The organism is Scandinavium lactucae, from assembly GCF_033843265.1.
GTDB classification, from domain to species: Bacteria; Pseudomonadota; Gammaproteobacteria; order Enterobacterales; family Enterobacteriaceae; genus Scandinavium; species Scandinavium lactucae.
The window spans coordinates 375,395-389,583 of record NZ_JAWXRD010000040.1 but is presented as its reverse complement, the minus strand read 5'-3'; the positions used below and the strand labels follow the sequence as shown (position 1 = coordinate 389,583).

The following is a 14,189-nucleotide window of genomic DNA, read 5'->3' as shown; positions in this document are numbered from 1 at the left end:
CTTCTCTTCACTGTCAAAGCCCGATATGTTGTTTCCCCGAGCACGCTCGTAAAACGTTATCTTTTATCGCAAGTAAAGTTTGTATAGAGCATGTGCGTGAAGCGTCTGCTATAGGAATGAAGTAAGAACTGAGGTGAGGAAATGTGGTCGGGAAAACCCTCTCACCGGGTGGTGAGAGGGTAAAATACTTAGGCAGCAACCAGGCTGTTGATTGCCGCTTTGGCGTCGGACTGCGCTTTAGCAGCCACTTCTGGGCCGTAAGCCACGCCCTCAGCGAACACGAAGTTCACATCGGTGATGCCGATGAAGCCCAGAAACAGCTTCATGTACGGGGCCAGCAGGTCGGTTGGGGTATCTTTATGGATGCCGCCACGGCTGGAAACGACAACAGCACGTTTACCGGTAACCAGGCCTTCAGGGCCGTTTTTAGTGTAACGGAAGGTCACGCCAGCACGGGCTACCAGGTCAAAATAGTTTTTCAGCTGCGTAGGGATGTTGAAGTTGTACATCGGCGCGGCGATCACGATTACGTCGTGGGCCTGCAGCTCAGCGATCAGTTCGTCGGACAGGGCCAGCGCTTCCTGCTGACGTGGGGTCAGCGGGGCATCACTTGGACGCAGCGCACCAACCAGTTCACCATCCAGTACCGGAATTGGCTGTGCAGCCAGGTCACGAACGGTAATCTGATCTGCCGGGTGTTTTTCAGCCCACTGATCAACAAAATAGTCGGTCAACTGACCGGACTGAGAGTACCCTGCCAGAATACTGGATTTGAGAACTAATACTTTGCTCATGGGTGTTTCCTTATATGAGATTGACGGGCCGGTGCCCTGTTGCTTGCTGACACTTTATTCACAATCCTGTCGCAGGGATAGCGCAATATATCGAAGCCTTCGTTCAAATTTATTGATGAAGGAAAGCGAAGCCCCGATGTGGTACTCTAACACCAATAAAAACAGAGACATTTGCCCGGCAGTGCACTGCCCGATAACGCTATGACAGAACAACAGAAAATGACCTTTTCACAGCTTCATCAGCAGCTCGACGGCCTGATGCTGCGCGACAAAACGCGCTTTGCCCGTCGTTTGCATGGCGTGAAGAAGGTTAAAAATCCTGAATCACAACAGGCCATTATGCAGGAGATGGCAAAAGAGATAGCCCAGGCAGCGGGTAAAGTCCTGCTGCGCGAAGCGTCTCGTCCGGCCATTTCCTACCCGGAAAACCTGCCTGTTAGCCAGAAAAAACAGGACATTTTTGACGCCATTCGCGACCATCAGGTGGTGATTGTGGCGGGGGAAACTGGCTCGGGTAAAACGACACAGCTGCCGAAAATCTGTATGGAGCTGGGGCGCGGTGTGAAGGGGCTGATTGGTCATACCCAGCCGCGTCGACTGGCGGCGCGTACCGTCGCCAACCGTATTGCCGAAGAGCTGCAAACGGAGCCGGGCGGCTGCATCGGATATAAGGTGCGTTTCAGCGATCACGTCAGCGATAACACCATGGTCAAGCTGATGACCGACGGTATTCTGCTGGCGGAAATCCAGCAGGACCGCCTGCTGATGCAATACGACACGATCATTATTGATGAAGCGCACGAGCGCAGTCTGAACATCGATTTTTTGCTCGGTTACTTCCGCGAACTGCTGCCGAAGCGCCCCGATCTTAAAATCATCATCACCTCGGCGACCATCGATCCGGAACGTTTCTCAAAACATTTCAACAACGCGCCGATTATCGAAGTGTCCGGTCGAACCTATCCGGTTGACGTCCGCTATCGCCCGATTGTGGAAGACGCCGATGACACCGAGCGCGACCAGCTACAGGCGATTTTCGATGCGGTCGACGAGTTGGGTCAGGAAAGCCCGGGCGATATTCTGATTTTCCTTAGCGGCGAGCGTGAAATTCGCGATACCGCCGATGCATTAAGCAAGCGCGACCTGCGTCATACCGAAATCCTGCCGTTGTACGCCCGCTTATCGAACAGCGAGCAAAACCGCGTGTTCCAGTCGCACAGCGGACGGCGCATCGTGTTGGCCACCAACGTGGCGGAAACCTCGCTCACGGTGCCGGGCATCAAATACGTTATTGACCCAGGCACTGCGCGCATCAGCCGTTATAGCTATCGAACTAAAGTACAGCGTTTGCCGATTGAGCCGGTGTCTCAGGCATCGGCCAATCAGCGTAAAGGCCGCTGCGGACGCGTGTCTGAAGGGATCTGTATTCGTCTCTATTCGGAAGACGATTTCCTGTCGCGTCCGGAGTTTACCGATCCAGAAATTCTGCGTACGAACCTGGCGTCCGTTATCCTGCAAATGACCGCGTTAGGGCTGGGCGACATTGGTGCCTTCCCATTTGTGGAAGCGCCGGATAAACGCAATATTCAGGATGGGGTGCGTCTGCTCGAAGAGCTGGGTGCTATCACCACGGATGAACAGCAGTCGGTGTATAAGCTGACGCCAATGGGTCGCCAGCTTTCGCAGCTGCCGGTGGATCCACGTCTGGCGCGTATGGTGCTGGAAGCGCAGAAACACGGCTGCGTGCGTGAGGCGATGATTATCACCTCGGCGCTCTCGATTCAGGATCCGCGTGAACGTCCGATGGACAAACAGCAGGCCTCTGACGAGAAACACCGCCGTTTCCACGACAAAGAGTCCGATTTCCTCGCTTTTGTGAATCTGTGGAATTACCTCGGCGAGCAGCAAAAAGCGCTGTCATCGAATCAGTTCCGTCGCCTGTGTCGCACCGACTATCTCAACTATCTGCGCGTGCGCGAGTGGCAGGATATTTATACCCAGCTGCGTCAGGTGGTGAAAGAACTGGGCATCCCGGTGAACAGCGAACCGGCGGAATACCGCGAAATTCACGTCGCCTTGCTGACCGGGTTGCTGTCGCATATCGGGATGAAAGATGCGGATAAACAGGAATTTACCGGCGCACGCAACGCCCGTTTCTCAATCTTCCCTGGCTCTGGCTTATTCAAAAAGCCGCCGAAATGGACGATGGTGGCCGAGCTGGTGGAAACCAGCCGTCTGTGGGGCCGCATCGCGGCACGCATCGATCCGGAATGGGTCGAGCCGGTGGCCCAGCATCTGATTAAACGCTCCTACAGCGAGCCGCACTGGGAACGCTCGCAGGGCGCAGTGATGGCTACCGAGAAAGTGACCGTCTACGGTTTGCCGATTGTCGCCGCGCGCAAGGTAAATTACAGCCAGATTGACCCGGCGCTGTGCCGCGAGCTGTTTATTCGTCACGCGCTGGTAGAGGGTGACTGGCAAACGCGTCACGCCTTTTTCCGTGAAAACCTCAAACTACGCACTGAAATTGAAGAACTTGAGCACAAAACGCGCCGTCGCGACATTCTGGTGGATGACGATTCGCTGTTTGAGTTTTACGACCAGCGCATCAGCCATGAGGTGATTTCTGCCCGCCATTTCGATAACTGGTGGAAGAAAGCCAGCCGCGACACGCCGGATCTGCTCAACTTTGAAAAAAGCATGCTGATCAAGGAAGGGGCCGAAAGCGTCAGCAAACTCGACTATCCGAACTTCTGGCATCAGGGCAATTTCAAACTGCGCCTGAGTTACCAGTTCGAACCGGGTGCGGATGCCGACGGGGTGACGGTACACATTCCGCTACCGTTGCTTAATCAGGTGGAAGAGGCCGGTTTCGAATGGCAAATTCCAGGCCTGCGTCGCGAGCTGCTGATTGCGCTGATCAAGTCGTTGCCAAAACCCGTGCGCCGCAATTTTGTGCCTGCGCCTAACTACGCCGAAGCGCTGCTGGGCCGCATGACACCGCTCGAGATGCCGCTGCTGGATGCGATGGAACGTGAGTTACGCCGGATGAGTGGCGTGACCATCGACCGCGACGACTGGCACTGGGATCAGGTGCCCGATCACCTGAAAATGACCTTCCGTGTGGTGGACGACAAGAACAAGAAACTTCAGGAAGGCCGTGACCTGACAGCACTGAAAGACGCGTTAAAAGGCAAAGTTCAGGAAACGCTGTCGGCGGTGGCCGACGATGGTATCGAACAGAGCGGTTTGCATCTGTGGAGTTTCGGCACCCTGGCAGAAAGCTATGAACAGAAGCGCGGCAACTACAAGGTGAAAGCCTGGCCCGCGCTGGTGGACGAGCGTGACAGCGTGGCTATCAAATTATTTGATAACCCGCTGGAACAGCAGCAGGCCATGTGGCGCGGTCTGCGTCGGTTGTTGTTGCTCAACACGCCGTCGCCGATTAAGTATCTGCATGAAAAGCTGCCGAATAAAGCCAAGCTGGGCCTGTACTTTAACCCCTACGGCAAAGTGCTCGATTTGATTGACGACTGTATTTCCTGTGGCATCGACAAGCTTATCCACGAAGCGGGCGGCCCGGTGTGGACCGAAGAAAACTTCGCGAAACTGCACGAAAAAGTGCGTGCCGAGCTGAACGATACGGTGGTGGAGATAGCCAAACAGGTCGAGCAAATCCTGACTGCGGTGTTCAATATCAATAAGCGGCTGAAAGGGCGCGTGGATATGACGATGGCGCTGGGGCTGTCCGATGTGAAAGCACAGATGGCGGGTCTGGTGTATCGCGGTTTCGTCACCGGGAATGGCTTTAAGCGTCTGGCCGACACGCTGCGTTACCTCAATGCCATTGAGAAACGGCTGGAAAAATTAGCTATCGACCCGCACCGCGATCGGGTGCAGATGCTGAAGGTCGAAAGCGTCCAGCAGGCGTGGCAGCAGTGGCTCAACAAGCTGCCGCCGGGTCGTCGTGACGATGATGACGTGCAGGAGATCCGTTGGATGATTGAAGAACTGCGGGTCAGCTATTTCGCACAGCAGTTAGGTACGCCGTATCCGATATCCGATAAGCGTATTTTGCAAGCGATGGAGCAGATAACGACAGCCTAAAACCGGTATGCCCGGTCAGCTACGCGCCACCGGACGTCTGGTGTAGATCCCCGGCAGCGCGTAGCCTGCCGGGCCTGCAAAGTGGGAAAAGTCAGCCATTCACCCACGCCAAAGTAAACCCATCCCAGCCTTTTAATCCGACTGTTTGCAGCGCCGTACAGGTTAAGCGCGGATCGTTGCCCATCATTTCAATAAATCGCCGCACGCCCTGAACGCTTTTATCCTGACTTTCCGGGCGCGTGACTTCACCTTCTCGCACCACGTTATCGCCCACAATTAGCGTGCCCGGGTGTGAATACAGCAGCGCCCATTGCAGATAATAGGGATTATTCGGCTTATCGGCGTCTATAAAAATCAGGTCAAAGGTTTCGGACGGATCGAGCGTCGCCAGCGAGTCCAGGGCCGGGCCTTCGATAACCTCGACCTTATTTTCCAGCCCCGCGAGCTGGAGATTCTGCCGGGCCACTTCTGCGTGATGCGCATCAAATTCGAGGGTGGTCAGCTTTCCGCCTTCCGGCAGTTCCCGCCCCATCCAGATGGTGCTGTAGCCGCCCAGTGTGCCAATCTCCAGCACCCGTTTCGCCCGCGTCATACGTACAAATAGAGCCAAAAGCTGGCCCTGATTTGCCGCCACGTCGATCGCGGGCAGGCCCGCCTGCTGGTTATTTTCCAGCACTTTTTCCAGCAACGGATCGTTCGGAAGAAGTTGGTTAATCAAATAATTATCAACAGCAGACCATGATTTTTGCATCTCTGAACCTCATTGCGAGCGTCAGCCTGACAGAGAAGACCAGCCGCCTCCCAGCGACCGGTAAAGGGATATTTGCGCCAGCAACAGGTTATTTTTCACCTGAACCACGCTCAGTTGGGTAGAGAATAGCGTGCGTTGAGCATCCAGCACGTCAAGATAAGACGAATACCCGTTGCGATAGCGGTTTTGCGCGATGCGCAGCGTATCTTCCGCCACCTGTTCCTGTTCCCGCAACGCCGCCAGCTGTTCGCCATAACGGGTAATGGCATCAAGACTGTCATTCACTTCACCGAAGGCGCTACGCACCGTTTTTTCATAGCCGTATAGCGCCTGATTGCGCTGTGACATCGACACATCCACCTGAGCATTCAGCGCCTGGCGGTTGAGCAGCGGGGCGAGAATACTGCCGCCGACGCTCCACAGCCGGAGCGGATTATCCAGTAAACCAGCCAGACCATCATCCTGATAGCTGCCGCTGGCGGTCAGGCTTATCGACGGCAGCAGCTGTGCCTGGGAAGAGGCCAGCGTTTCATCGGCGGCGATCAGTTCCCGTTGCGCCTGCACAATATCCGGTCGACGGTTTAACAATGAAGAGGGCAGTTGTGAAGGTGCCGCCAGCGGCGTGAGCGCGTCGAAGCTATTGCGCGGCACGTTGGCCGGATTTTGCCCGAGCAGCAAGCTTAACGCATTTTCCTGCTGGGCGATTTGATGCTGTAACTGCGGGATTTGCGCCCGGGTGCCGCGCAGTTCCGAATCGGCCTGCATCAGTTCCAGGCGTGAGGTATAGCCCGTTTCATACTGTCGTTTTGCCAGCCGGTACGCTTCTTCGCGTGATGTCAGCGTGTCCTGGGTGACGCGCAACTGTTCGTCGAGCGACAGCAGGGTCACATACCCGGCGGCGACGTTAGAGGCCACGGTCAGTTCTGCCGCCGCCGCTGCGGCTTGTTGCGCTGCCAGTGTGGCGTCCGCTGCGCGCGAGGCAGACCGGTTTGCGCCCCACAAATCGACATCGTAGTTTGCCGTCAGGCTGCCTTTATACAGGGTGCTGTGGACCGGTAAACCAGAGGCTGCCGACTGCGCCCGGGCGCGGGTGCCGTTCAGCCCCACGTCCAGGGAGGGAAACAGCGAGCCTTCGCTGGCATAGGCTCGGGCCTGATACTCATTCACCCGTTCGCGGGCAATCAGCACATCGCTGTTATAGCGCAGGGATTGATCGACATACTGATTGAGCCGACTGTCATGGAAATTGCGCCACCACACGCCTTCCGCCTGGCTGGCAGGGCCAACGTTTTGTCGCCACTGGCTTGGAATGTCGAGATGCGACTCCGCTTTTTGCACATCCGCGGACTGACAGCCAGCCAGCAGCAGGGCTACTGCAACAAACGATAAGCGCCTCATTTCTGCGCCTCGCGGGTATCAATGGTGACCTGAACCGACATCCCCGGACGCAGGCGTTCGGCATTTTTTTGGCCTTCGTTCACGGTAATGCGCACCGGAATACGCTGGGCAATTTTGACGAAGTTCCCGGTGGCGTTATCCGGCGAGATGGCGCTGAATTCGACCCCGGTCGCCGGAGAGATACTTTGCACCGTGCCGTTAAATTTCTCGTTATTCAATGCATCCACGGTGAAGGTCGCGGGCTGACCGACTTTTAACTCGGCCAGCTGCGTTTCTTTAATGTTGGCAATCACCCAATGCTGCGGCGGCAGCAGCGTCGTCAGGTGCGTCCCGGCGGTGACGTAGGCCCCAAGTCGGACGCTGATTTGCCCGAGCTGGCCGTCGCGGGGGGCAATAACCCGGGTGTTTTGCAGGTCAATCTGCGCCAGTTCGAGCGCTGCTTTGGCGCTGGCGACATCTGCTTCTAACGATGCGCGATTGACGATGGTGGTTTGCAAATCCTGGCGCGACATCTCAAGCGTTGCTGTGGCCTGTTCGATATCGGCATTGCCCTGCGCCGCGCTTGCCAGCGCCGCATCGCGCTCACGAATCGATAGCGATCCGTCAGAGGTCAGTTCTTTTACCCGCTTCAAATCGGCCTGCGATTTCAGGTTTTGTGCTTTGGCGTTCGCCAGCGCCGCCGCGTTCCGGGCGATCACTGCTTCGGCACTTTTGCGCTGCTGCAAATTATTATTCAGCGCCGCTTCTTTCATCGCCAACTGCGCCTCGGCCTGATGCACGCGCTGACGGTAGATGCGATCGTCTATCTGGATAAGCACCTCGCCAGGTTTCACCTGGTCAAAATCCTTCACATTCACCGCCGTGATGTAGCCGTTAACCTGCGGGCTGATAAAGGTGGTCATTCCGCGCACGTAGGCGTTATCGGTGAACTGACTGTGGCGGGTGAAGGGGGGGAGTTGCCAGGCATAAAGAATGACCAGCACGCCCACCAGACCAATGGCCGCTGCGGTAAAAATAGAAACGACGCGCAGGTTATTGCGCGTGCGGGCCTGCTCGTTGGCGGCATCCTGCTGACTCATAACGACTCCCGTACCTCGACCATAATTATTGGGTTCCTGTATTTTTCTTTAATGCCAGATGGGCGGTAATGCGCAGGCGTAACAGCCGCCAGCAGATCCACACCAGCGTCATGCCTGCGATGCAGGCGGTCAGCAAATAAGTATCGTTATAGGCCAGAATATTGGCCTGCAGCGTGCCGACGGTTTGTAACTGCGTCAGCGCTTGCACGCCGAGCAGCGAGCTGTCGCCAATCTGACTTTGAAACAACTGGCTGTACTGCTGAATGCGCTCGGTCACCAGGGGATTGAGGGTCGTGAGCTGTTCGGCAAGCATCGCCGAATGGTACTTTTCCCGCCAGGTCTGGAAGGTGCCGAGAATAGCGGAGCCGAGCAGGCCGCCGATATTCTGGCTCATGCCGAACAGCACTGAAAAACTGACCAGATTGCGCGGGTCGGCGATCACGCCGCCAATGCCCGCCAGCATCGACGGGGCGATGAAAAAGGCGCTGGCGAAGCCGAGTAAGAACTGGCTGACCATCAGCTGGTCAGGTCGGGTCAGACTGCTGGACTGACTGTCCATCAAAGAGGCGACCACCATCAGCGCCAGTGAGGTGACAATTGGCCAGGCCAGGCGCTGAGGTTTGAGGGTTAAACAGCTGGCGACAATACCGCAGGTAATCCCGGCAAAAATCGACCACGCCAGGGGGATCATCTGCTCGTTTTGCAGCCCGACATATTGCAGCCAGCCGATGACGCCGGTGTTCTGTTCCGCCAGTACGATGCGGATCAGCAGCATGATCAACCCCAGACGCACAATGCTGCCGCTCGACAGCCAGCGGGTGTTGAGCAGCGGGTTGCTGCGGTTATGTTCAAACACGATAGCGCTGATAATAAGCACCGTCGCCAGCGCCAGAGACCAGCCGAGCCAGGGCGCTTCAAACCACCAGTCGAGTCGCCCGAGGGACAGCACTGCACACAGCAGTGCCATGCCGGGAGCCAGCAGGAAAAAGGTCACGAAGTCTTTCTTCTCGAATACCTTTTTACGATCGCTTGGCGGTAATTTTAGGGCGATAACGCAGGCCAGGCAGACCAACGCCAGCCCGAGTTCAAAGAAATAGAGGCCGCGCCATTCGTCTAGCTGTAACAGTTCGGTGGAAAACAGGCGGGCGAGGGGAATCGCCAACGACGATCCGGTAATGCCAATCGTCAGGCCTTTCAGGCGATGGCGCGCGGGCCAGGCCTGAATCTGGTAGTAAATCCCCAATGAGCTGAGTGCCGCCGCCACCATGCCGTGGGCGGCGCGCACCATCAGGGCGCTGCTGAGATCGTTCACAAACAGATGGAAAAAGGTCACCAGTACATATAGCACCAGAAACCCTTCGGTAAAAGCGCGCAGCCCGTACTGCTGGCGGAATTTAACCAGCAGCAGGTTGATCGAGACGTTCGTCATGACATATACCGCGGGCAGCCACGCGATTTCAGTGGACCAGGCGGCAAAGGTGCCTTGCAAATTTTGCAGGTTGGCGGTAACAACGGCGTTGCCCAGTGCGCCCGTCAGACACACCAGCAGGCCCACAATCCCGTAAGCGATACGCTTTGGTGCGGTGTGTTCCGGCGTGGAAGGCGAGCCGAGAAGGGCGGGCTTTTCGTGCGGTGCCCAGTCGTGTGGCGCGTAAGGATCGCGTTTCGGCAGGCGCATCTTATCCCTTAGACCTTACAGAAATTGTATTTGGAAAGTTAATCGTTAGCGGGCTAATGATTGTAATCCTGTTACAAAACATTATTCAAGTGAATATATGCATAGTGTAACAAAACCATTCTGAATAAAAAGTCCGCGTGAAAGACGGGTAATAGCGCCACTCGCTCGCTTTCGGAGAGATCTACTGTCATCATCCGCCGCGGACGTTACCCTGTGGTATCACAATCGAAAGAAGGGAGCCTTATGCTAACGACCTTTCCACATTTGAATGAAACAACGCTGCACGCCGCCAACCGCGTAGGCGAATGGCTGGCGCAAAATGATTTTGCTACGCCGCCGGTGAACGTTGAGGCGGATATCGTGGTCCTGGCGGGTAACGCGGTCATGCCGACCATTGACGCCGCCTGTCGACTGGCGGCAGAGAACCGCACGCTGCTAATCAGCGGCGGGATTGGTCACTCGACCACCTTCCTCTATTCGGCGGTCGCCCGCCATCCGCGCTACAACACATTGCGCACTACCGGGCTTGCCGAGGCGACAATTCTTGCCGATATCGCGCATCAGTTCTGGAACATCCCGCGGGAGCGCATCGTCGTCGAAGACAAATCCACCAACTGCGGTGAGAATGCCCGTTTCACCCGTGAGCTGATGAAAGCGCGAGGGATGACCTGCCAAAACGCGATTGTGGTGCAGGACCCGACCATGCAGCGCCGCACCATGGCGACTTTCGCTCACGTCTGGCACGCCGACCCGGATGCGCCGCAGTGGCACAGTTATCCTGGTTATCTGCCGGTGTTATGTAACGGCAGGAATGGCCTGACGTTCAGCGAGGAAGCAGATGCCGTCTGGCCCGTTGAGCGTTATCTCTCGCTACTGTTGGGCGAATTGCCGCGCATTCAGGATGACGAACACGGTTACGGGCCGCGCGGGAAAGGGTTCATCGGCCATGTTGATATGCCTGTCGATGTGCAGGCGGCCTGGCAGGTTCTGCGTGAAGATGCGCTGCTGCGTGAGGCGTTAGCCAGCCGTTCTCTTTTATAATCATCTCCCCCGTTGATGCCCGTTTGCGATAAAAATGCCGCAAACGGGCAAACGTTAACTCCCCTTGTCTGGCGCTGAATCGCGTTCAGCGCATCACTTTTATGAGATGTCTCACAAATTCAGGCTCATAGGGTTGGGTTTCACACCCGGAAGTCTCGATATTTAACAATATATTCACTTGTTAAAAACGATACGTTCACAGGAGTAACCCATGACAGCACCCGTACAACATCCTATGTATATCGACGGTCAGTTTGTGTCCTGGCAGGGCGAGGCCTGGATTGACGTGGTAAACCCGTCAACCGAGGCACTGATTTCCCGTATTCCTGATGGCACAGCCAAAGAAGCGCAGCTGGCGATTGATGCCGCTGAGCGCGCCCAACCGGAATGGGAGGCACTCCCGGCCATTCAACGCGCAGGCTGGCTGCGAAAAATAGCGGCGGGTATTCGTGAGCGGGCGGAAGAGATAAGCGCCCTGATCGTCGCGGAAGGCGGGAAAATTCAGCAACTGGCGGAAGTTGAAGTGGCGTTCACCGCCGATTATCTCGACTACATGTCAGAGTGGGCGCGTCGCTATGAAGGCGAAATACTGCAAAGCGACCGTCCGGGGGAAAACATTTTTGTCTTTAAACGGGCGTTGGGCGTGACCACGGGTATTCTGCCGTGGAACTTCCCGTTCTTCCTGATTGCCCGCAAGCTCGCCCCGGCGCTGATTACCGGTAACACCATTGTTATTAAACCGAGTGAGTTCACGCCGAATAACGCGCTGGCCTTCGCCCAAATCGTACACGAAATCGGGCTGCCGAAAGGGGTGTTTAACCTCGTGCTGGGGCGGGGCGAAACCGTCGGTCAGGAGCTGGCGGCGAACCCGAAAGTGGCCATGGTCAGCATGACCGGCAGCGTCGGGGCGGGTGAGAAAATCATGACCGCGGCGGCCAAAAATATCACTAAAGTGTGCCTTGAGCTGGGCGGCAAAGCCCCGGCTATCGTGCTCGACGACGCGGATTTGGATCTGGCGGTGAAAGCGATTGTGGATTCGCGGGTCATCAACTCCGGACAGGTATGTAACTGCGCCGAGCGCGTGTACGTGCAGAAAGGCATCTATGACAGCTTCGTCAATCGTCTGGGTGAGGCGATGAAAGCGGTACAGTTTGGCGACCCGGCCCAGCGCACCGACATCGCGATGGGGCCGTTGATCAACGCCGCCGCCCTGGAACGCGTTAAGCAGAAAGTGGCGACAGCGGTTGAGCAGGGCGCGAAAGTGGTGCTCGGAGGCAAAGCGGTTGAGGGCAAAGGTTATTTCTATCCGCCGACGCTGCTGCTGGATGTGCGTCAGGATATGACCATCATGCACGAAGAAACCTTTGGCCCAGTGCTGCCGGTGGTGGCCTTTGATAGCCTGGAAGAGGCGCTAAACATGGCCAACGACAGCGAATATGGCCTGACCTCCTCGGTCTATACTCAGGATCTGAACAAGGCGATGAAGGCCATCAAAGGACTTAAATTCGGTGAAACCTACATCAACCGAGAGAACTTTGAAGCAATGCAGGGCTTCCACGCGGGCTGGCGCAAGTCCGGGATCGGCGGGGCTGATGGCCGCCACGGTCTGGAAGAGTATCTGCAAACCCAGGTCGTCTATTTGCAGTCGTAAGACACGACACATGACAAAAGGGGCCAATTGGCCCCTTTTTTTGACTTTTTGTGGCGGGGAGAAACGTGCGGCAAAAAACGTTCTGTGCTAAGACTTTTTATTCCATCGATAAGCTCAGAGGTGTGCCTGTGTCGGAAAAAGTGAATGCTCAGTGCCATTGTGGGGCGGTGAAATTTACCGTTGAACTGTCAGAGGGTTTTAATACCCTCCGACGCTGTAACTGCTCTTTTTGTCGGATGCGCGGCGCGGTAGTGGTATCTGCCCCGTTGACGGGTATTCAGGTGATTGAGGGCAACGATAAGCTGACGGAGTACCGGTTTAACACCCGGACCGCCGCGCACTATTTTTGCTCGATATGCGGGATCTACACCTTCCATCAGCGACGTTCTAATCCCAATCAGTACGGTGTCAACGTGGCCTGTATCGAAGGCGTGTCGCCGTTTGACTTCACCGAGGTAACGGTCTCCAACGGTGTTCATCATCCTTCTGACGGCGGCGGCGGGGTGGCGGGAGTACTGCGCTATACGCCGGTTCAGAACGATTGAATGAGACTGGCGGAGGGGCAGCCCTCCGCCTTGAGAGTTACAATTTGACGAATTTTTCCAGCACGCGAATTAACTGAGTGACAAAGCCATATTCGTTGTCGTACCACGACACCGTTTTCACCAACTGCAAATCACCCACCTCCGTTATTTCCGTTTGGGTGGCATCGAATACCGACCCAAAATGGCTGCCAATCACATCGGTGGAGACGATTTCTTCCTCCGTATAACCAAAGGATTCGTTGCCATCGGCGGCTTTTTTGATGGCGGCATTCACCTCATCGGCGGTCACTTTTTTACCCAGAATCGACACCAGTTCCGTTACCGAACCCGTTTTGACCGGCACACGCTGGGCGTGACCTTTTAGCTTCCCGCTCAGGGCCGGGATCACCAGACCGATCGCTTTTGCGGCCCCGGTGGTGTGCGGAATGATGTTTTCCGCCGCCGCGCGCGAGGCGCGTAAATCTTTCCCGCGCGGGCCATCGACCAGCGCCTGCGTACCCGTATAGGCATGAATGGTGGTCATCGTCCCGACTTTGATTTCAAACGCGTCGTGCAGCGCTTTCGCCATCGGGGCCAGGCAGTTGGTGGTACAGGATGCCACGGAAATAATCGTATCGTTGCCGTCCAGCGTATCGTCATTGACGTTGTAGACGATGGTTTTCATCTCCCCGGCAGGAGCTGAAATCAGCACTTTTTTAGCACCTGCATCAAGGTGCGCGTGCGCTTTATCGGTGGCGGTGTAGAACCCGGTACATTCCACCACAAATTCTACGCCCGCCGTTTTCCACGGAATGTTTTTGGCGTCTTTCTCGGCGTAAACGGCAATTTTTTTGCCGTCGACAATCAGCGCGTCGTCGGTGCTTTCTACGCTCCACGGGAAAGGGCCGTAGTTCGAGTCATGTTTTAGCAGATACGCCAGCACCTTGGGCGAGGTCAGGTCGTTAATCGCCACCACTTGCTGGTCGCTTTTTACTTCCAGCAGGCGGCGCAGGACCAGACGGCCAATGCGACCGAAACCATTAATACCAATTTTACTCATTGATTTTCTCCAGTCAGGGTTATCTCATTAAGCGAATAAACTCCTCCAGGCTTAGACCAGCCGCTCGGATTGGGCAACTGAACAATTTTCAGGCACCGCTAAGGGT

At 56.1% G+C, this 14,189-nt stretch carries 10 protein-coding genes; 4 read left to right on the top strand and 6 right to left on the bottom strand.

The annotated features are described in order from the left end of the window. Window positions 1–188: 188 nt before the first annotated feature. Complete coding sequence (azoR, locus tag SIK69_RS19485; protein WP_319786856.1) at window positions 189–794, bottom strand: FMN-dependent NADH-azoreductase; 606 nt, start codon at window positions 792–794, stop codon at window positions 189–191. A 201-nt stretch (window positions 795–995) separates the two neighbouring features. On the opposite strand from azoR, the gene hrpA reads away from it, so the two are divergent. Then, window positions 996–4,901 (top strand): ATP-dependent RNA helicase HrpA, encoded by a 3,906-nt coding sequence (gene hrpA, locus SIK69_RS19480; protein WP_319786855.1) that lies wholly within the window; start codon window positions 996–998, stop codon window positions 4,899–4,901. A 91-nt stretch (window positions 4,902–4,992) separates the two neighbouring features. On the opposite strand, the gene SIK69_RS19475 is transcribed toward hrpA, so the two are convergent. Genes SIK69_RS19475 through SIK69_RS19460 form a run of 4 tightly spaced genes read right to left on the bottom strand, consistent with a single transcriptional unit; the run spans window position 4,993 to window position 9,807 of the window. Then, on the bottom strand, window positions 4,993–5,652 hold the full coding sequence (locus tag SIK69_RS19475; protein ID WP_319786853.1) for an O-methyltransferase: 660 nt from the start codon (window positions 5,650–5,652) through the stop codon (window positions 4,993–4,995). Window positions 5,653–5,673: 21 nt separating this feature from the next. Then, window positions 5,674–7,050: an efflux transporter outer membrane subunit gene (locus tag SIK69_RS19470; protein ID WP_319786852.1), complete on the bottom strand. Its 1,377-nt coding sequence runs from the start codon at window positions 7,048–7,050 to the stop codon at window positions 5,674–5,676. After that, on the bottom strand, window positions 7,047–8,129 hold the full coding sequence (locus SIK69_RS19465) for an HlyD family secretion protein (protein WP_319786851.1): 1,083 nt from the start codon (window positions 8,127–8,129) through the stop codon (window positions 7,047–7,049). The genes SIK69_RS19470 and SIK69_RS19465 overlap by 4 nt, the downstream gene beginning before the upstream one ends. A gap of 25 nt (window positions 8,130–8,154) precedes the next feature. After that, the gene (locus tag SIK69_RS19460) at window positions 8,155–9,807 is read right to left on the bottom strand and encodes an MFS transporter (protein ID WP_374941378.1); all 1,653 of its coding nucleotides are present in this window, start codon (window positions 9,805–9,807) and stop codon (window positions 8,155–8,157) included. Window positions 9,808–10,050: 243 nt separating this feature from the next. Here SIK69_RS19460 and SIK69_RS19455 point away from each other — a divergent pair, with 243 nt between their 5' ends. The 3 genes from SIK69_RS19455 (at window position 10,051) to SIK69_RS19445 (ending at window position 13,044) form a co-directional block, all read left to right on the top strand. Further along, on the top strand, window positions 10,051–10,848 hold the full coding sequence (locus tag SIK69_RS19455) for a YdcF family protein (RefSeq protein WP_319786850.1): 798 nt from the start codon (window positions 10,051–10,053) through the stop codon (window positions 10,846–10,848). Window positions 10,849–11,059: 211 nt separating this feature from the next. Further along, a complete protein-coding gene (gene aldA, locus SIK69_RS19450) occupies window positions 11,060–12,499 on the top strand; it encodes an aldehyde dehydrogenase (protein ID WP_319786849.1) in 1,440 nt (479 codons plus the stop codon). A gap of 128 nt (window positions 12,500–12,627) precedes the next feature. Continuing rightward, window positions 12,628–13,044, top strand: a complete 417-nt coding sequence (locus SIK69_RS19445; RefSeq protein WP_319786847.1) for a GFA family protein — start codon at window positions 12,628–12,630, stop codon at window positions 13,042–13,044. Window positions 13,045–13,081: 37 nt separating this feature from the next. Here SIK69_RS19445 and gap read toward each other — a convergent pair whose 3' ends face one another. Continuing rightward, window positions 13,082–14,083, bottom strand: coding sequence for a type I glyceraldehyde-3-phosphate dehydrogenase (gene gap, locus SIK69_RS19440; RefSeq protein WP_319630216.1), 1,002 nt, complete (start codon window positions 14,081–14,083; stop codon window positions 13,082–13,084). Window positions 14,084–14,189 lie beyond the last annotated feature (106 nt).